Genomic DNA, 19,142 nt, shown 5'->3' with positions numbered 1-19,142 from the left:
ATCTTATGCACTGCAAGTATTTATGTCAAAGAACATCTATTATTTTTACCCATTCAAATTTGGGTAAGGGATAGCTGCCGTCAGGCAGGTTGTCAGACTGATGCAATGAACTTAATTAATGGGTGGAGATTTTCTTCTCGCGTTTTTGTTGTCAGACCGATAGCAACGAACATAATTAAAGGTGAGGAGATTTTATGCTCGCCGTCATAGTTGTCAGCATCAGTCTCTCACCTGTTCTGTGGCAACCGACAACCGACAACTAACCATAACCAACTCTGCTGTAACTTTACTTTTCAGCATCGGTTCCTCACCTGTCCTGACAACTGATAACCGACAACTGACAACCGACAATTGACAGCCAATGACCAAACTCTCCGTCAACATCAACAAAATCGCCACATTACGCAACAGTCGTGGCGGAAACAATCCCGATGTAATTAAAGCAGCCATAGATGTTCAGAAATTTGGCGCTGATGGCGTGACTGTTCATCCCCGACCTGATGAAAGGCATATCCGTTATTCAGATGTACGGGAGATAAAAAAGATCATCACGACAGAATTCAATATCGAAGGGAATTGTCGTGAACAAAAATTTGTTGACCTGGTGCTCGAAGTACAACCCGACCAGGTCACACTTGTCCCTGACGAATTGGGGCAGATTACTTCTGATCATGGCTGGGATACGGTTAAACACAAAGATTATCTGATCGAAATGATCAGTGTTTTCAAAAAAGCCGGTATACGTACTTCCATTTTTTGTGATCCCGTGGAAGCCATGATCATCGGCGCAGCAAAAACAGGAACCGACCGGATCGAATTATACACTGAAGGATATGCCCGGGAGTTCAGCACAAACAGGGAGAAAGCAGTTCGTCCTTATGCCACGGCAGCAGCAACAGCCCATTCATTAGGGCTCGGTATCAATGCAGGGCACGATCTTGATATGCATAACCTGGGATGGTTCAGCAAGCATATACCGGAATTAAAAGAGGTGAGTATCGGTCATGCATTGATCTGCGATGCACTCTACCTTGGCCTGGAAAACGCGATCCAGTTGTACAAGCGCCAACTCCTCCATTGATTCCATCATATTTAAATAAAACCTTAACGTTATAAGTCATACTTTCACTCTTCCAAAAAAATTGACACAATGAAAAGGTTATTATCACTCTTAATGGTAACTGCATTTTTGTACATCGGGCTCAGTGCCTGTGGCCAGGATAATAAAGACGCACGTCCCAGTCCTCCTGCTAAGGTAACCGGAACAGCTGGTGGTGCTAATATAACAATAGATTATAGTCAGCCTTCAGTAAAGGGACGTAAGATCTTTGGAAGTCTTGAACCCTGGGGCAAAGTATGGCGCGCTGGTGCGAACGAAGCCACCACTATTGAGTTTGACAAAGACGTAAAGATTAACGGACAGCCTCTTCCAAAAGGCAAGTATGCATTTTTTGCAATTCCTAACGAGAGCGAGTGGACGCTGATTTTTAATAAAACCGCCAATCAGTGGGGTGCTTTCCGTTACAAACAGGAAGATGATGCACTTCGCGTAAAAGTGGCTCCTGCAAAAACGCCATCATTGGTTGAAAAACTGAACTATACTATTGCGGGCAACAAAGTAACACTGGCATGGGAGAATACTGCGGTGAGCTTTAATGTTCAGTAGACGTTCAACGTAGAACGTTTAACGTAGAACGTTAGAACCTGCGGTTTCGGAGTGTATCCGGAATCGCATTTTTTTTAGTGAGTAGTGAGTGGTAAGTAGTAAGTAGAAACAGTCGCTAAAGTTCAGCATTTGGCAAGTAAAATCGTAGTGACGCGATGCATCGCGTCTCTTCATCCAGTTATGATCACTGCGTCCGCAACGTTTCACGTTTTACGTTCCACGTTCAACCCAATAGCCCATCGAAGGAATGCCGGAAAAGCCCGCCCCCAGGTTTCGATATCATGATGCCCATCGTGTAGTTCAAGATAGAAAATATCATCTGAAGTATAACCCTTGGCTTTCAACTCGTCAATCAATGCGCGGGTATCGTCAATGGAATCAATGATGCCATTGTTGTTTCTATCGGCTGTTTCATCAAATGCACCGGTTTCGAAAAAGAATCTGAGCCAGGGAGCAAATGTTCCTTCTCTTACCTGGCGATGCATGATGCGGTCGGTGTCTTCATTATAACCTTCATCCAGACCCACACTTCTCCACCAGAATGAACCGCTGAATACACCAACACTTTTAAACTCCTGAGGATAGTTCCATACGATATCCATCGCCATCAGGCCACCAAGAGAAAAGCCGGAGAAAAATTTGTTCCTGAAATTCTGAATACCTGAAACGGCGCGTATATTTGGAATGAGTTCTTCAAAGATGAATTTCGTGTAAGCTTCTGCTTTACTGCCGCGATTCAGATAATCCGGTTCTTTTGCAGTACCATATTCAAGCTTACGATCTTTACCTGCATATATACCCACAGCCAGTACCGGATAGATTTCATGCTGAGCATACATGCGGTCAAGGATACCCGCAAAATCCATTTTCACCAGGTCCTGACCATCATTGATCAGCAACAGTTCCCAGGGATAATCTGCTGGCACATTCAAAGGAAAATAAAAATCTATCTGTACCTCCCGTTCCAGGAGTTCAGACTGAAAAGACTTCTCTATTAACTGTACCGTATCATACATCAGGTTCAATGTCTTTACCATCTTCGAAAACTTTCAAATATACTTTAAAACAGAAAAAGGAGCTGCATGGTATACAGATGATTAATTTTCTTGATTTTTGGTATTCTCCGGCTTAAAAAATATATTTGATTACACCCGGTCATGCATACGCAGTTCCCGCATTCAGGCCTCTCCCCGGCTGCTCTGCTGTATCCGGTGACTGCAATATCCTTCAGCAAACCTGGCCTGTAGAACCATTAAATCATTGATATGAAAAAGATCGGAATTCTATTCGGAAAAGAAAGATCATTTCCGAATGCATTTGTTGAGCGCATCAATAGTAAAAATGTGGAAGGTATTATCGCGGAACCGGTGATGATTGATAAAGTAGCACAGGGTGCGGACTCGGGTTATGCGGTGATTGTTGACCGTATTTCACAGGACGTTCCATTTTACCGGGCTTTCCTGAAAAACGCAGCCCTCAGCGGAACTGCTGTTATCAATAATCCATTCTGGTGGAGTGCTGATGAGAAATTTTTCAATAATGCATTGGCAACAAAGATCAATGTTCCTGTCCCCAAAACAGTGATTCTTCCTTCGCACGCATTGCCTGATGATACCAGCAACGAATCATTCAGCAATCTTATTTATCCGCTGGATTGGGAGGGGATATTCAAATACGTAGGATTTCCCGCATACATGAAACCATTTGCAGGAGGTGGCTGGAAAAATGTTTATCGCCTGGATTCCATGGATGATTTTTTTGAAAAACACCAGGAGACCGGACAGCTTGTAATGCTGTTGCAGGAAGAAATTATTTTCGAAGAATACTATCGTTGTTATTGCATTGGCAGGAAACATGTGCGCATCATGCCATACGAGCCGCGCAATCCGCATCATCTCCGTTATGTAGCAAGCTTTACCCCTTCGCATGAAAGACTTCAGCAGATGCAGGAAATTGTACTTCGCATTAATCAGTACCTGGGTTACGATTTCAATACAGTTGAATTGGCTGTACGTGATGGAATTCCATATGCAATTGATTTCTGTAATCCCGCACCTGATGCTGAAATCAAAAGTGTCGGAGAAGAAAATTTTGCATGGGTGGTAGAAACGATGGCCAACTACGCGATTGAAAGAGCCCTGGCACAGGAACCAGGCAAAGACAACCTCAGCTGGGGTGAATATATCAAACGAAGCAGCTCCGGAAAATCTATTTAATTATGAATACGTTCAACGTTGAACGTATAAAGTTTAACGTTGAACCAAACTTCAATATGGCAAGTATAAATTATAAACATTTCACCATTGGTGTTGAGGAAGAATACATGGTGATTGATCCCACCACCCGTGAACTCAAAAGTCATGAGCAAAAAATTGTGACGGAAGGTCAGAAGATCATTAAGGATAAGGTTAAGGCCGAAATGCACCAGGCAGTCGTTGAAGTGGGTACAGATATCTGTCAGAATATTGAAGAGGCATATAAAGATGTTGCAACACTTCGTCAGACGATTTCGAAAGTTGCGGGTGATCTTGGATTGTGGATGGGGGCCGCCGGTACTCATCCTTTCAGCCATTGGGAAAGCCAGCTGATCACCGATCACGCTCGTTATGCTGAGATTGTAAATGAAATGCAGGAGGCAGCAAGAAGCAACCTCATCTTCGGGCTTCATGTACATGTGGGTATGCCGTCAAAAGAAATGGCAGTGCATATTGCCAATTCTGCAAGATATTTTTTGCCCCACGTGTTCGCTTTGTCAACCAATTCCCCATTCTGGGAAGGCCGACTCACCGGATTTAAATCATTCCGCACAAAAGTATTTGACAAATTCCCACGTACAGGCATACCCGATTATTTTGAGAGCTATGGCGCTTACGAAAGTTATGTGAACCTGCTGATCAAAACGAATTGTATCGACAATGCAAAAAAGATCTGGTGGGACCTGCGTGTACATCCGTTCTTTGGTACTGTTGAGTTCCGCATTTGCGATGTACCGATGACGGTAGATGAAACAATCGCGATTACTGCATTATTTCAATGCATCTGCGCAAAATTATTTAAGCTGAAATCGCAAAACCTGAATTTTATTATTTACCCTCGCGCACTCGTCAACGAAAACAAATGGCGCGCATCAAGGTATGGTATCGACGGAAGGCTGATCGATTTTGGTAAGGAAGAAGAAGCGAACACACGTGTGCTGATCTATGAACTTCTCGATTTTGTTGATGATGTGGCAGATGAACTGGGCTGTCGCGGAGCATTGAGTCTTGTTCAGAAAATTCTTGACAATGGCACAGGTGCGGACCGCCAGCTGAAAGTTTTTGAGAATACCAGGAATTTAATCAGCGTAGCCGATTTTATTCATGATAGTTTTTTGAGAAATCTTTGAGGAAGTTCTTAGTTCTTAGTTCTTAGTTCTTAGTTCTTAGTTCTTAGTTCATAGTTTTTAGAGGCTGCTCATTTTTGTGAGTTACCGAAGGTTTACATGTTTTGAGCCGGCTGCTTACAATTTGAATATCGTATTTTCTAACACCATCTTTATTTTATCAAGGCATTCTTTGTCAATATTAAATCAGCTTGCACCCATCTGCTGTCAATTGCCTGCGGCCCTGTGCATTTTTTCCAGATAAAAGATTCTATCATCCAGATTAGCCGGCGGTTCCCTGCTTACCACATTGTTCTTAGAGGTTGCTCATTATTGGGAGTTACCGAAGGTTTACATGTTTTGAGCCGGCTGTTTACAATTTGAATATCGTATTTTCTAACACCATCTTATTTTATAAGGGCATTCTTTGTCAATATTAAATCAGCTTGCACCCATCTGCTGTCAATTGCCTGCGGCCCTGTGCATTTTTTTCCAGATAAAAGATTCTATCATCCACATTAGCCGGCGGTTCCCTGCTTACTACTTACTAGCTACTACTCACTTCTACTGTCTTTCTCCTGCCTCCGTTCTCCCGCCTCCCCCCTATTTTCCTGCATCAACTTTTTTAATAAACGAAACCACTCCATTCATAAAAACTTCCTGGTCATCCCACATCGACAGATGCGAACCATTCGGACAATAGAGATACTCCCCTTTTTTAAATTGCGTGCTCATCCATTTCATATGCTCCGGATCCATCGTATCGTATTTTGCTCCTACGGTGAGAACGGGTATTTTAATCTTTGGCAAATCCTTTTCGCGTTCCCAGTTTCCCAATCTTCCGGAAATACCGAATTCAGAAGGACCCTGCATAATCGTGTACACGGTAGTGTTAGCATGTTTGAAAGAACGATTCACCGGGTCCGGCCACTCCGGCAGGCGGATGATGTGCTGGTTATAATAATTCGGAATCAATAAACGCATATAGGCCGGATCCTGTGTGTTACCGGAACTTTCAAGCCTCCGCAATGTATCCAGGACTTTTGGATCCATCTGCTTTGCAAGAACTTCGTCAGCATAACGGTCATACGCACCCGCACTTGCCATCATATTACAGATGATCAATGCCTTCATGTTATCCTGGTATTTAAACGCGTATTCCATACCAAGAATTCCTCCCCACGAATTTCCAAGCAGATAGAAATTGTCTTTATTCAGTCCTAAAGCCTTCCTGACCTGTTCAACTTCTTCAACAAATCTTTCCGTGGTCCACAAACTGCTGTCCGTCGGTTGATCAGAATAGTACGATCCAAGCTGATCATATTCATAAAATTCAATTCCTTCCGAGGGAAAAAAGCTTTCAAAACACTCCATATACTCATGTGTCATGGACGGCCCGCCATGGAGCAACAGGACTTTAATGCGTGGATTATTGCCAAACCTTTTCGTCCACACGCGGAATTTTCCAACAGGAGTTTCTACCGGTATCATTTTTATTCCTGCTACCTGGACGCCGCTGTCAACGCGGGCGAAATATGTGACTTTTATATCTGTCACCTGTTTTTTTTGAGAGCAGTAAGCGAACGACAAGCAGGACAGCATCAGACAACAAACATGTGCAGTTTTTCTCATGTTTTACCGGTTGCTGTCAAGTTAAAGCAAATTAGCATCATATCGAGGTCCGGTCAGCGTTTTAGCAAAGGAATACTGGCGTCTTCAGACGCTAAAATTTGTAAATTTGCCGATTATACTATGGACGCTGATAAATCAGAAATAAAAGTAGCTATCCTCGATCTATATGCCGGTGCACCCAACCAGGGTATGCGCTGTATTCGTGACCTACTGAAAAGTTATGCCCAGGAAAGCCAGTTGAATCTCACCTGGGATGAGTTTGATGTTAGGATAAAACATGAGGTGCCAAATCTTGATTATGATATTTACATTTCCAGCGGCGGGCCCGGAAGCCCTTTGGAAAGTGAAGGATCAGCATGGGAACGTCATTACTTTCATTGGCTGTCCCAGGTAGAAAAATGGAATGCAAATCCTGCGCGCCGGGTAAAAAAATTTGTGTTTTTTATCTGCCATTCATTTCAGCTCGTTTGCAGGCATCATAAAATTGCTCATGTGACGAAAAGAAAATCCACAGCCTTCGGCGTTTTTCCTGTTCATATTCTCCCGGATGGGGAGAATGATCCCGTATTTGCAGGATTGCATGATCCGTTTTATGCAGTAGACAGCCGCGATTACCAGGTGCTGCAGCCTTTTCACAATAAAATAAAACAGATCGGCGCTAAATTGCTCTGCATCGAGAAAGAAAGACCACATGTGCCTCTCGAAAGAGCCGTTATGGGGATCAGGTTTTCAGAATATATCGTGGGCATGCAATTTCATCCTGAAGCTGACGCGCACGGCATGAGCATCCATCTGCAAACGGAAGAAAAGAAGAAAGTAGTTGTGGAAACCCATGGTTATGAAAAGTGGGAATCGATGATCACACAATTGAACGACCCCGATAAGATATTGTGGACCTACGCGCATATTATTCCCAACTTCCTCAGGGATGCTGTTGGTCATCTGCAAGGGGCGGTTGTAAATATTTAACGAAGTATCGAAGCATTTCCTGCTAGCAGGCTCCAGTATAGGCTCATTATTCCTATCGATGTAATTCCGCATTCTTTTACCGGATGCGAAAGGGGCTGATGGCCGGTGGCATAAGCGTGAATATTATCGCGTGCAGGCAGCTATATATCACAGGCCAGTTACCTGTCGCCGTAGAGGCAAGGTTTGTACCGTATCAGATGCGGTGAGATTTGGTGAAGTCGAAGAAGGTATAGAATGAAAGATGTGCTTTGATGAAGGATCTGTTGCTGTTTGCGGGACGGGCTACTCGAAACATCAGCATTCAATGCATGCGGATGCAGTGCGAGTTTGGTTCGGGCTAGAACCTGGATATGAATATGGCGGCCTGAAAGGCAAAACTTCAGAAGGAGAAATGGATTTTCACCCGGTAAATCAACAAGCTGCACAAATGGATGATTTTGCCCAGTGTGTAAGATATGATCGGGAAAAGCTAGTGCCTGCAGAAATGGGGCTAAGGGAAATGCGCATTATACAGGCAATGTATAAATCCGCCAGAACAGGATGAAGGTAGCGTTTCACCTGGAAGAGTTTGAAAAGATGACAGAATACTGATTTTTCAATTCTCCGTTGTTGGTTGCCAGTTGACAGGTTTGACGCACACTGGATTATTAATGTGCTGGGTAATCACGGCGAGCAAAACTTTTCACCGGTAATAAGCGGTCAACGCAACTTAAATAAAATTCCCCGGCCTTTAATAGGATCCGGGGAATTCAATTTTCTAAAACAACTTTTATTTCAGTTTGATCAGTTGAATGGTTTTTCTCCTTTCGCCCTGAATTATTTCTGCTATATATGTTCCGTTCACCCAGTTGTCACCGAGGTTGATACGGCTCACACCCGGCAACAACACCTTCTCCTGTACCAGTCGGCCCGAGATATCAGTTATGCGTACACGTGTGGATGATCGGCCATTCCCATCAAACGTAATCTGGAATAAACTGCTACTTGGATTTGGCGCAACACGTATCTGTAACTCCTTGTCGCCGGCAGCAGATTCAATATAGTCAGCGATCGATCTTGTATTTGCCGGCTGGACGACATTATAAATCGAAATAATTGCTCTGTCATCGGCGCCGGTGGCTGGAGGCAAGCCGGCATTAACAGACGAGCGCAATATCAGCAAGAACCTTTCTGTGCCTTCTTTCACCTGGTCGTACTTGATTTCGACCGGGATTAATTTTGTTATCTCTCCCGGCAGGAAAGTCAACAACTTATTTTGCTGGGAGGTATAATCAGCAAGTGCGGTGGCCGTACTGTCCCGTGAATCGTAATATACCTGCACGGTTTTCCCGCTGGCTGCTGAAAGGCTCACACGTACCGATCCCGTTCCAGCGTTTTCCTGCACAGTCAGATCATAAATCTTCAAAACAGGCTCAGCATCGTCATCGATGATCGTACCATAAACTTCCGCGGTAGCCAACGTTGCGTTTGCAGGCGCACTAAGTTTGAAAACGAACTTCTCATCTTCTTCATCCAGCTTGTCTGGCTTGATGGCAACCGGTACGGTCATAGTCAAGGTATTTGCGGGGAATACAATTGTTCCCGATTTGGTCACGAAATCTGTTCCGGCAATTGCTGATGCAGATTCCGTAGTATAAGTAACGCCCACCGGAACACCGGACGCAACACTGAGTTTTATCTCAAAGACTGCATTGATTGCTCCCGCATTTCCTTCAATGACGTTTACAGCGGATGCGGTAATTGCAGGATTTGTGCTGCCGGCACAATTTTCATCGACGAGTCCATCACAATCGTCATCGATTTTATTTCCGCAGATCTCAATTGCCTTTGGATTGATCTTCACATCGGCATCATTGCAATCTTTGTTATTGGCAACATATCCTGCAGGTGCTGTACATGCCGATATACCACCGGTGAGCGTTCCATAACCGTCGCCATCTTTATCAGGATAAAAAGTTTTTTTAACGTCCTCATCAATCAACCCATCACAATCATTGTCTATTCCGTCACAGATTTCCTTGATGGGAACGCAGGTTTTTAATTCAACCAGGCTGACAAACTGGGGGTTGGCACCATTGGTTGTTGTAAAATTCTGCAGTTTTCTAAATGCATTATTTACCGGATTTACAGAGAACAGTACGCCGACGCCCCCGGTGCCTCCTATTGAGGTCAGCCCATAAATCAGCCCGTCAGAACCAAGGGCTAAACTTCCTAAAGGGTAGGCACCATTAACCAGGGTGAGGTTGTACATTATCGTATGCTTTTTTGCCAGCGGATCGAAAGAAAAAACAGTACCATAAAAACCAGTACCTCCGCTATTTGTTACACCATACAATTTACTGCCCGAGACCAGCAAGCCTCCACGCGGTGAGGCACCATTCGTTCCATTGAATGTGTGCAGAAAGTTGATTTGCTTTGTCAGGGGATTGAAAGAATATATACTACCCCTGTTATCAGGAATAAAAAAAGTCTGATCTGTGTACCCATATAAAAGACCGTCAGTCCCAATGGTAAGATTGCCTACAGGTTGACCACTCTGCGCAGTACTGAAATCATAGAGCTTGGTATACTTTTTTGTGGCTGGATCAAAAGAAAAAATAGTACCCTGCGCATTTGCACCCCCAGCGGTGGTTGTACCATACAACAAACCATTATCTATTCGTCTGGCAAGTTTTCCTGTAGGATAAATTCCAAGTGTTGAACTAAATGAGTATAACACAGCGAATTTATTTGTAACCGGATCTAATGAAAACAGCGTTCCTCCTGCATTGGAACCACCGATCGTTGCCAATCCATACAATTTTCCATCAGCGCCTAATGTAAGTTCGTTTACTATTCGTGAACCATCTTTTTCAGTGAAAGAATAAATTTTCGTAAATGTGCCGGTTGCGGTATCGATTGAAAAAATAGCTCCTGTAGTGCCAGGCGTTCCCGATGCCGTCAGCGTACCATATAATTTTCCGTTTGGCGCCTGTTCGAGACCTGTATAGGGTGCAGCTCCGTCGGCTGATGTAAATGATGCAAGTGATTTGTATATGCCCGTCTGCCGGGAAAAAGAAAACACTCCGCCCAATCCCGCTCCGTCTCCACTTGCCAATGCATACATCTGCCCATCAACGGTAGCTTCGATGAATCCTCCTTTAGGATATCCCTCGTCTGTTGCGCGAAACTCGTACAACACACGGTAGGTGTTGTTATTTCCAAAAGAAAACACAACGCCTCTCCCATTTTTACCACCTGATGCAGTACCGTAAAAAAGTCCGTCCCTGGCAAGAAACAAATTCCCGGCTGGTGAACTGCCGGTAGGATCGCTGAAATTGTACAGCGGAGTATACTTGCGTATCACGGGATCAAAAGAATAAATGGTTCCACCCAAACTTCCTCCGAAATTCATTCCGCCAAGAGACGTTGTTCCGTATAACTTCTGATCGGTGCCAACAATCAGACCGTTGGGTATGCAACCAAGGTCAATATTGTATTCATAAATCTTTTCAACCTTATTAGTTACAGGATTAAATTCAAACATCGCACCTTTACCGTCAGAGCCCACAAAAGTTGAAATACCATACATCAAGCCATTGCTGAGCTGCACCATTGCACTCTTTGGCAAAACGATTCCTGTTCCTTCAAGATCAGCCAGCTTTACAACCGCTTTAGTCACCGGATCAAAAGAAAATATCGAACCACCACCCAAACCAAGGTTCCTGCTGTGCGCGGTGGTGCCATACAATTTCCCGTTGGAGGCAAGCATCAGTCCTGCAAATGGATGCGAAATGTTTGCCGCCAGAAAATTATATACTCGGGTCACCTTATTAGTCGCAGGATCGACACTGAAAATTGTTCCATCGCCGGTTCCTCCCATTTGTGTAACACCATATAATTTTCCATCATTCGCTCTTACCAGTGATCCAAGGGGATTGGATCCATCAGTTTTTGAAAAATGGTGAATCGCTGTGTGTTGATTGGTAACCGGATCGTATACAAACACGGTTCCATAACCTTTACTTCCGCCATATCTTGTAACACCATACAATTTTTTATTAGCAGCTTCTACAAGGTCTGATTGGCTATCAGGATTGCGGCCATTGTCTGCCCATGCAAATACGGTATTTAGTTTGTTGCCCGCAACAGCATATTTAAAAATATTTCCACCGCCGCCGCCTTTTGAAGTAGTTCCCCAGAAAACAGGCTGGCTTATTGAAACAGAAAAGAACAGGAATACAATACTTGTAACAAGGGTGCATTTTTTCATATATCAACGGTATTTACATCAATGGAAATTATTAGCTGTACGGCAACATTTTGGGCAGGACAAAAGATTACTTACATCAATCGGGTTGAGGCATGTACAACCTTACCCAAATCATGCAGCGAGAGAATCTTTTATTGATTTCAGGAGAGAATGCTTCGAAGAATTAATGTAATATAAAAAAAAATCAATTTGAATTTTGGGTGTTTTAACGGAAAAATTTTTCACCCAGTCTTTTATTTTAGAACCCGGACTTTTATCATCATCACCGATAAGATAACCGAAAGGCTTGAACACTTCCACACCGTCGCAAACAATTTTGACAATATTAAGCAGTGGAATAAACAGCGCCATTCCTGCAATCCCCCAGGGAATCCTCCCGCGAAGATGGAAAGGATAGTACTCAATGCAGTCAGCCTTACCTCGCCCCCGACAACATTTGGCTCAACGAAATAATTATCGATGCGCTGGACGATCGTCAGTGCAATGAGTACCCATAATGCTGATGTAAAGAAATCCTCTTTTGTTCATCAAATACAGTGTCGGTTGACATTATTGATTGCAACAACTATGCACAGCGTTTTCATAATATCTGAACTGAATGGGTATTACCGGCTATTTGCTGCAAAGCTCTCAAATTGTCGCTGACTTAATTATATCCGATAACTTTTAAACTAAGTTAAAAATTAATAAAAATGCGTCCATCCTATTTCCAGGCCTTTATAGTAGCAGATGTTCCTGCAGAATCCAGGACATGAAGTTCAAGCGTGTCAGTGAACTCTTGTATTTTAAGGAAAATACTGTGACTTGCACAACTGTCGTAACGCGAAAATTCTTCTTCAGGTATAAATATGAAAAGTCTTTTATCATCAGGATTACGGAAAGTGATCTGGTACGGAAAATTTTCACGATGGGAGGTGTCGGTCACTTTGGAAGTATGTTTGCCATAATAAAATCCTTTCTCCATATATACTTCCAAATTGTTCATTTTGATATCCCCTTCCACACTGTACCGAAGTTGAGTTAAAAATACATTTCGTTCTTTCGACTCCAGTATAGATGCACTTCTTTTACGATGTTGCCATTTTTTATATCCATACCATCCGATATAGCTGCTCGCATAACCAATTGTTAGGTAAGAACAAATTATAATCATAGGTAATAAAGCCAGTAACCCCTTTGGCGATAATGTCATTCTCATCTTTAGCATCTCCCCAACAAATTTCAGGATCGATGCTTTGATAAAATTTGACCATTGTCAAAAAATGAAATACCCAAGACAATGTTATGTTGTTCCTGAATCTTCCGTAATTTCCTTACTTCAATCCAGCACACATGGTACCTGAACTAAGGAAAAAATTCAATGAATCATTTTCAGCAGCATTGTACAAAACCTTTCTGACTGATCTGCACAGCAAGTATCCGGGTGCTATTGAATTCAGGGTCGCCGAAACACCCGTTTTTGTTCCTGCAGATTTCAGAAATAAGATGATTGATACCTGTGAATCCATTATTGATTTTATACTTGATCCGCAATTCGCTGAACTTACAGAAAGAGCCATTCCCGAATCAGAATATGTACCGAATGAAAACCGTCAATCGCATTTTATCGCTTTTGATTTTGGTATTTGTGAAAATGAATCGGGTGAGTATGAACCGCAACTGATCGAAATGCAGGGGTTTCCCACGTTATTTGGTTTCCAGGCTTACTATCCGGAAGTATTGGAGAAATACTGGAAGATTCCGGATAATTATAGTCACTACTTCAATGGTCTCGATAAAGAATCTTATATCAAACAATTAAAAGAACTCATTATCGGTGATGCAAATCCGGAAGAAGTTGTTCTCCTGGAAATAAAACCGCATGAGCAAAAAACAAGGATTGATTTTTATTGCACCGAAGAATATCTTGGGATTTCTATTGTTTGTCTTACGGACCTGATTCGCGAAGGGAGGGAGCTGTTCTACATGAACCATGATAAAAAAGTGAAGATCAAAAGGATTTATAACCGTGTGATATTTGATGATCTGTATGCAAAAAAAGAAGAGCTGGGTGATATACCTGACATTACAGCTGATCTTGATGTTCAATGGATACCGCATCCCAACTGGTTTTACAGGATCAGTAAGTTCACATTACCTTTCCTGAATCACCGATATATACCCAAAACATATTTCTTAAGTGAAATCAAACAACTGCCGACTGACCTGGAGAATTATGTATTGAAACCTTTGTTTTCATTTGCAGGACAGGGAGTAGTGATTGATGTAAAACCGGAGGATATCGACAAAATCGAAGACCCGCAAAACTGGATCCTTCAACGGAAAGTAAAATATGCTGATGTGATTCAGACGCCAGATATCCCGGCGAAAGCAGAGATCCGGCTGATGTATATCTGGAAAGACGGAGATGCAAGACCCACACTGCTGACAAATCTGGCAAGACTCAGTAAGGGAAAAATGATTGGCGTTCGCTACAATAAGGATAAGGAATGGGTGGGAGGAAGTGTGTGCTACGTTCAACGTTGAACGTTAAACGTTGAACGTTGAACGTTCTACGTTAAACCAAAATATTAAACCAAACTTATGATTGATATTAAAGATGTTCCGGTGAAGCACCTGATGTCAGGTATTGATGGCCGTTATGTACATGGGGAATCGGTAACATTTGGAGAAGTAATTATTTCAGACGGAACAGTAATGCCTGTTCATCAGCACCCGCACGAGCAGGTCACATTTATACTGGAGGGAACACTTGAAATGGAAATCGGAAATGAGATTTTTTTACTCAGGCCAGGAATGGTTCATGTGATTCCATCAAATACACCACATGGCGCTTTTGCTCATGGAAATTGCAGAGTAATCGATGTGTTTGTGCCGGTGAGGGAGGAGTATAAAACGCAGTAGGGAGGCAAATGTAATAAGGCAAAAGGAGACACTATTAAGCAACTCCTCACCATACAGGGAGGGGCAATAGGAAGTTTGCAGTTTACAATTGTTAGTCAGATCGATAAATGTTAAGCTATAACGGGTGTTATTCAGTGGTGCTTATCTCTATCTGCTATAAACTAAATCTCCTGCCTTCATACTCCTGCCTCCTGCCTGATCCAGCCTCACTGAATCACCATCCTCACTCCAAAAAACCCTCTCCTCCCCTGGTTCGGTCCGTAAACATATGTGGGATCAAAACTGAGGGCATAAGGATTATCAGGCGTCTGCATGATCTGACCGTTAGCATCGTATTGCACATGCTTATCAAAAGGATCATTGGCGCGGGCGATGATGAACGGATTTCCCTTTACCGGCGTCCAGTCAAGCAGATTTTTTATGCCTCCGTAGATTTCAATCTTCTTTCCGAGCTTTTTTGTAAGCTGAATGTTCTGAATACTCCATACAGGCGAGTAAGGTTTCCGCGGATCCAATGGACCGGCAAGCGGTAATCTCATCGGTCCATATAGGTTGCCTGTATAATCGACGGTCAGACCAGCATTTACAAACACATAAGTCATGTTCCAGACTGCACTCCATTTTTCTGTAAGTACCGGCTGGACAGACACCATTTTACCAGTCGCATCACGGTCATGTCTGCGGATGTCCTGGATCGTTCCGCCTACCATCGCACGAATGCGGTTGGTGAAACTGAATTCAGTATTCAAACTGAAACCTGTAGATGTTGCATAACCATCGAGATTCTGATAAATGATCTTGTTCGGATCTGTATCATAATCAGGAATAATCTGGTTCGAAAAATAAGTATACCATGCACTGGCATCAAATTTTACAAATCCTTTCCTGACAGGCAGATGATAATTGTAATTCAGATTAATATTGTAGCTGGTTTCCGGATCCAGTTCCTCGTTAATCACTACCTCACGGGCACCGGTAAGCGCTGCATGTTCCTCTGTAAAAAGATTCACAACCCGGAAACCGGTTCCTGCATTCAGTCTTAAAATACCTGCATTTTCTGTTTTCCATTTCCACGCGATCCTTGGTGTGAAAATATTTCCATGTACCGGGTGATGATCATATCTCAACCCCGCCAGTAACAAATGTTTGGAAGAAAATTTTATTTCATCCTGCACAAATATTCCCGGCAGAAAAACTTTTGATGGGTTGTTGGTCTGAGTCAACGGATCAGCGGTGGCAATGCTATTATCATCATAAAAATTGTAACGCAATGCAAGGCCCGTCAACAGTTCATTATTTCGGACCTTTTTGTTCCAGGTGAACTGACCAAAACCAATATGTTGTTTTCCGAGATAAGGGATATCTCCATAGCGCGAATCCTGGTTATGGTAATTATAAGACCAGGAAAAAAGAATCGGCTCGCGTACCGGTAACTGATAATTTCCAATCAGTTCAAAACGGTTGGTATAAATGCTTTCACCATATACAGAATCCGTCCCCCTGAACTTTCCCGACCAGTCCATTTCTCCACCCCACCGGTCCTCGTAGAAATAACGGACAGCAATATTGGCCTGCCTGTTTTCTTTTCTCTGCCAGCTCCATTTATTAAAAACAGAAATCCTGTGCTGCAAAGCCATATCCGTAAAGCCATCCTGGTTATCATCTTTGGGATCCTGGTAATTGAAGTAATTCACGCCGAGTATCGCAGAAACTTTTTTCCCGGCATGCCATTTTACTCCAACATCAGCGAGGTATTCATTCCAGGTGGTCGACATCAGATCCACGTTCAATACCGGTGCCGTCGATGGATTTTTTGTGATGATGTTGATCAGACCTCCCACAGCTTCTGAACCGTACAATCCTGAAGCCGGACCCTTCACTACTTCAATTCTTTCAATTAATTGATTGGGTATTCCAAACAAACCATATACGGAAGAAAGGCTACTGACAATGGGCATTCCATCAATCGTCACCATCGTATAAGGCCCTTCAAGGCCGTTGATATGAATATCGCCTGTGTTACAAATATTACAATTCAACTGTGGCCTTACACCGTTTACCAGTTGCAATGCTTCAAACACACTGGGCGATGGATTCATTTTCAGAAATTTTGGTGAATACACTTCCACTGCCACCGGGCTTTCTAATCTGTGTACGGCTCTCAAAGTTCCCGATACAACGATTTCATTCATCGCTGCATTAAAAGCGGAGTCTTCCTTTTTGGGAGGTAAACTGTCTTTCGTCTGGGCAATTGACCCCAGCCAAGCTACAGTTAAACACAAAAAAAGAATTACAAAGCGTTCCATTTTTTAGGCTTGTCTAAAATTTATTTAAGACAAATATAAAAAAAGATTTAGAAAAAGCAAATAAGTTGAGAGTGCAAAGTTGAAAGTTGAAAGTTATAGGTGATAACAGGTGATAGGTTATAAGTCAGCCTCTGCGGAAGCCAGATTCATCTATAACTGCGACCAGATGATGCGCCCATGCTCCGGTAGGAGCATCCTGTTTGTAGCCACCTGAAGGGCGGAAGATGAAGGTTATATGTGTCAAGTTATAAGTTAGCCCACGCGAAAGCCAAATTCATCTCTTATTACGACCAGAAGCGATGCTCATGCTCCGGCAGGAGCATCCTGTTTGTACCCACACGAAGGGCGGAAATAATGATTGGAAAAAGTTGAAAGTTGAAGGCCTGCCTGCCGGCAGAGGCAGGTTTGAGATGATGTGTTCTAAGCTAACCTCTGTGGGTGTCAAATTCATCAATAGTTGTGATAGGGGCCGTTCACGTTGAATCGCCTGAAACGTGTTCATTCATGGGCCAATTTTTCCATAGATCCGACCTGACGTACGTTGATTTTTCAAAATCATGCTATTTGTACGGTTTTGCTTTGACAAAGAATTAAAAAAAACGACGGGCAGCCGGCCCGTCGTTACCTCTATCACCAGGTACTTTAGTTTTTTAAAAGGGCATTGATTTTTCTGTAGAGTTCTTTTCCGGTCAGGTTTATGCCCTGGATCACTCCATTTTTATCTAATAAAAATGATGCAGGAATACCTTCCAGTCCGTAATCGTATGTCGATTGTGCATACCAACCCTTTTGGTCCACCACCTGCAACCACCCCAACTGATCTTTATTGATGGCTTCTTTCCAATCATTTTTTTTCTGATCGATGGAAACACCATAGATCTCAAACCCCTTGTCACGAAACTCTGAATATACTTTTACGAGTTCGGGATTATTTTTCCTGCATGGCAAGCACCAGCTCGCCCAGAAATCCACGAGAACAACTTTCCCTTTTAAGCTGGCCAGGGAAATGGTTGTATCCACGAGTCCGGGAAGATTGATCTCCGGCGCAGGCATTCCGGTTTTGATTGTTGCTACAGTTTGCGACTGAACAGCATTGTTCAGCAGGATAAACGAAATCAGTATTAGAAATGGCCTCATTTACAACATTGTTTTTTTATGAATAATCCTCCTATAAAACCCAGAATTCGACTGAGCATTACTGTGAGTTTCATGATCGTTTTTTTAAGAGATTCAGAAATACGGTTTCAAGGCTCACCATGTAGCTTTGTTTAGCCATGCGATGCATATTACCATCCAGCTGGAACCGGTATCCGAAATTCAGTTTTATAGTACTGTTGAAAATAAACTGCATTGCAGGTGCCAGGTCCACGTAGTATAATTTTTTATCTAAAGCCTGGCTTCCCAGCAATTCAAGATACAGATTGAAATTGGTCTGTTTAAAACTCGTGTATTTAAAAGGGAAAATAAGATAGCCGGCAGAAAGACTATAGTTGAACGACTGATAACTATATGGATCCGGTGTTGTCTTATCCCATCGCTGCTCATTCAATACCTGGCTTACACTTAGAGTCGTCGACAGCGCCAGCTTATGCAAAAGCTGCGTTGCGATTACGCCTGTGCGTATACCGCTCTGATCACCGTCAAAAGAAATTTCATCGTAAAACATATCATTCCTGCTATAAGATCCTTCCATAAATACAGCAGCGCGGAAATGTTTATGTATTTCATCCTTGGACAGAAACCGATATTTCAGATATGCATTAACAGACTCCCATTGAAATTCCGGATACGAGTACATATCAGAAAATGTGCTTCCGACATGAAACATCAGTTTATTGCTCAAACCAAATTCCGCATCGATGGAATGACGTTGTTCAAGCTTTTGGGAATGATATCCTTCGAGAAATTTACCCTTGTATTTTAACGATGCAGATTTAGCAGGCATATTGGAAGCTGGTTCTGTAAATACATACAGCTCCTGAGCCTGCAATTGTCCGGAGAAAAATCCAAGCATTACAAAAACGGCGAGGCCTCTGCCTGCTGCCATCCAAT

General features: G+C 42.8%; 15 protein-coding genes. 8 read left to right on the top strand and 7 right to left on the bottom strand.

Annotated elements, in window-relative coordinates; all coding sequences use genetic code 11:
* Positions 1 to 361 precede the first annotated feature (361 nt).
* Together P2W82_RS24585 and P2W82_RS24580 are read left to right on the top strand one after the other, a co-directional pair.
* Positions 362 to 1,081: a pyridoxine 5'-phosphate synthase gene (locus P2W82_RS24585; RefSeq protein WP_336518622.1), complete on the top strand. Its 720-nt coding sequence runs from the start codon at positions 362 to 364 to the stop codon at positions 1,079 to 1,081.
* Positions 1,082 to 1,150: 69 nt separating this feature from the next.
* Positions 1,151 to 1,666, top strand: a complete 516-nt coding sequence (locus P2W82_RS24580; protein ID WP_336518621.1) for a DUF2911 domain-containing protein — start codon at positions 1,151 to 1,153, stop codon at positions 1,664 to 1,666.
* A 203-nt stretch (positions 1,667 to 1,869) separates the two neighbouring features.
* Here P2W82_RS24580 and P2W82_RS24575 read toward each other — a convergent pair whose 3' ends face one another.
* Complete coding sequence (locus P2W82_RS24575) at positions 1,870 to 2,703, bottom strand: alpha/beta hydrolase (protein ID WP_336518620.1); 834 nt, start codon at positions 2,701 to 2,703, stop codon at positions 1,870 to 1,872.
* A gap of 228 nt (positions 2,704 to 2,931) precedes the next feature.
* Between P2W82_RS24575 and P2W82_RS24570 the strand changes: the two genes are divergently transcribed.
* Together P2W82_RS24570 and P2W82_RS24565 are read left to right on the top strand one after the other, a co-directional pair.
* Positions 2,932 to 3,882 carry an ATP-grasp domain-containing protein gene (locus P2W82_RS24570; protein WP_336518619.1) on the top strand — a complete coding sequence of 317 codons (951 nt, stop codon included), beginning with the start codon at positions 2,932 to 2,934 and terminating at the stop codon, positions 3,880 to 3,882.
* A gap of 56 nt (positions 3,883 to 3,938) precedes the next feature.
* Positions 3,939 to 5,051 carry a carboxylate-amine ligase gene (locus tag P2W82_RS24565; RefSeq protein ID WP_336518618.1) on the top strand — a complete coding sequence of 371 codons (1,113 nt, stop codon included), beginning with the start codon at positions 3,939 to 3,941 and terminating at the stop codon, positions 5,049 to 5,051.
* A 579-nt stretch (positions 5,052 to 5,630) separates the two neighbouring features.
* Here P2W82_RS24565 and P2W82_RS24560 read toward each other — a convergent pair.
* A complete protein-coding gene (locus tag P2W82_RS24560; protein ID WP_336518617.1) occupies positions 5,631 to 6,584 on the bottom strand; it encodes a proline iminopeptidase-family hydrolase in 954 nt (317 codons plus the stop codon).
* A gap of 195 nt (positions 6,585 to 6,779) precedes the next feature.
* Here P2W82_RS24560 and P2W82_RS24555 point away from each other — a divergent pair, with 195 nt between their 5' ends.
* Both P2W82_RS24555 and P2W82_RS24880 read left to right on the top strand, forming a co-directional pair.
* Positions 6,780 to 7,628 carry a type 1 glutamine amidotransferase gene (locus P2W82_RS24555; protein WP_336518616.1) on the top strand — a complete coding sequence of 283 codons (849 nt, stop codon included), beginning with the start codon at positions 6,780 to 6,782 and terminating at the stop codon, positions 7,626 to 7,628.
* Between the two features lie 241 nt (positions 7,629 to 7,869).
* Positions 7,870 to 8,172 (top strand): Gfo/Idh/MocA family oxidoreductase, encoded by a 303-nt coding sequence (locus tag P2W82_RS24880; RefSeq protein WP_419555737.1) that lies wholly within the window; start codon positions 7,870 to 7,872, stop codon positions 8,170 to 8,172.
* A 225-nt stretch (positions 8,173 to 8,397) separates the two neighbouring features.
* Here P2W82_RS24880 and P2W82_RS24550 read toward each other — a convergent pair whose 3' ends face one another.
* Positions 8,398 to 11,880 (bottom strand): choice-of-anchor tandem repeat GloVer-containing protein, encoded by a 3,483-nt coding sequence (locus tag P2W82_RS24550; protein WP_336518615.1) that lies wholly within the window; start codon positions 11,878 to 11,880, stop codon positions 8,398 to 8,400.
* 703 nt (positions 11,881 to 12,583) lie between these two features.
* A complete protein-coding gene (locus tag P2W82_RS24545) occupies positions 12,584 to 13,078 on the bottom strand; it encodes a hypothetical protein (protein ID WP_336518614.1) in 495 nt (164 codons plus the stop codon).
* A gap of 134 nt (positions 13,079 to 13,212) precedes the next feature.
* Here P2W82_RS24545 and P2W82_RS24540 point away from each other — a divergent pair, with 134 nt between their 5' ends.
* Together P2W82_RS24540 and P2W82_RS24535 are read left to right on the top strand one after the other, a co-directional pair.
* Positions 13,213 to 14,406, top strand: a complete 1,194-nt coding sequence (locus P2W82_RS24540) for a hypothetical protein (RefSeq protein ID WP_336518613.1) — start codon at positions 13,213 to 13,215, stop codon at positions 14,404 to 14,406.
* A gap of 57 nt (positions 14,407 to 14,463) precedes the next feature.
* Positions 14,464 to 14,784 (top strand): cupin domain-containing protein, encoded by a 321-nt coding sequence (locus P2W82_RS24535; RefSeq protein ID WP_336518612.1) that lies wholly within the window; start codon positions 14,464 to 14,466, stop codon positions 14,782 to 14,784.
* A 206-nt stretch (positions 14,785 to 14,990) separates the two neighbouring features.
* On the opposite strand, the gene P2W82_RS24530 is transcribed toward P2W82_RS24535, so the two are convergent.
* The 3 genes from P2W82_RS24530 to P2W82_RS24520 all read right to left on the bottom strand — a co-directional run bounded on the left by P2W82_RS24530 (position 14,991) and on the right by P2W82_RS24520 (position 19,137).
* Positions 14,991 to 17,090, bottom strand: coding sequence for a TonB-dependent receptor plug domain-containing protein (locus P2W82_RS24530; protein ID WP_336518611.1), 2,100 nt, complete (start codon positions 17,088 to 17,090; stop codon positions 14,991 to 14,993).
* A 642-nt stretch (positions 17,091 to 17,732) separates the two neighbouring features.
* On the bottom strand, positions 17,733 to 18,227 hold the full coding sequence (locus P2W82_RS24525; RefSeq protein WP_336518610.1) for a TlpA family protein disulfide reductase: 495 nt from the start codon (positions 18,225 to 18,227) through the stop codon (positions 17,733 to 17,735).
* Positions 18,228 to 18,297: 70 nt separating this feature from the next.
* Positions 18,298 to 19,137: a hypothetical protein gene (locus tag P2W82_RS24520; RefSeq protein ID WP_336518609.1), complete on the bottom strand. Its 840-nt coding sequence runs from the start codon at positions 19,135 to 19,137 to the stop codon at positions 18,298 to 18,300.
* Positions 19,138 to 19,142 lie beyond the last annotated feature (5 nt).

The organism is Pollutibacter soli (assembly GCA_029269725.1).
Classification (GTDB): domain Bacteria; phylum Bacteroidota; class Bacteroidia; order Chitinophagales; family Chitinophagaceae; genus Pollutibacter; species Pollutibacter soli.
Note: the sequence above shows the minus strand (reverse complement) of the source record. Positions and strands in the feature narration are given on the sequence as shown.

Coding starts and splice junctions, on each gene's coding strand:
- P2W82_RS24570 (WP_336518619.1), top strand. CDS start 2,932: ATGAAAAAGATCGGAATTCTATTCGGAAAAGAAAGATCATTTCCGAAT.
- P2W82_RS24555 (WP_336518616.1), top strand. CDS start 6,780: ATGGACGCTGATAAATCAGAAATAAAAGTAGCTATCCTCGATCTATAT.
- P2W82_RS24575 (WP_336518620.1), bottom strand. CDS start 2,703: ATGGTAAAGACATTGAACCTGATGTATGATACGGTACAGTTAATAGAG.
- P2W82_RS24525 (WP_336518610.1), bottom strand. CDS start 18,227: ATGAGGCCATTTCTAATACTGATTTCGTTTATCCTGCTGAACAATGCT.
- P2W82_RS24580 (WP_336518621.1), top strand. CDS start 1,151: ATGAAAAGGTTATTATCACTCTTAATGGTAACTGCATTTTTGTACATC.
- P2W82_RS24540 (WP_336518613.1), top strand. CDS start 13,213: ATGGTACCTGAACTAAGGAAAAAATTCAATGAATCATTTTCAGCAGCA.
- P2W82_RS24880 (WP_419555737.1), top strand. CDS start 7,870: ATGTGCTTTGATGAAGGATCTGTTGCTGTTTGCGGGACGGGCTACTCG.
- P2W82_RS24520 (WP_336518609.1), bottom strand. CDS start 19,137: ATGGCAGCAGGCAGAGGCCTCGCCGTTTTTGTAATGCTTGGATTTTTC.
- P2W82_RS24545 (WP_336518614.1), bottom strand. CDS start 13,078: ATGAGAATGACATTATCGCCAAAGGGGTTACTGGCTTTATTACCTATG.
- P2W82_RS24565 (WP_336518618.1), top strand. CDS start 3,939: ATGGCAAGTATAAATTATAAACATTTCACCATTGGTGTTGAGGAAGAA.
- P2W82_RS24535 (WP_336518612.1), top strand. CDS start 14,464: ATGATTGATATTAAAGATGTTCCGGTGAAGCACCTGATGTCAGGTATT.
- P2W82_RS24530 (WP_336518611.1), bottom strand. CDS start 17,090: ATGGAACGCTTTGTAATTCTTTTTTTGTGTTTAACTGTAGCTTGGCTG.
- P2W82_RS24585 (WP_336518622.1), top strand. CDS start 362: ATGACCAAACTCTCCGTCAACATCAACAAAATCGCCACATTACGCAAC.
- P2W82_RS24550 (WP_336518615.1), bottom strand. CDS start 11,880: ATGAAAAAATGCACCCTTGTTACAAGTATTGTATTCCTGTTCTTTTCT.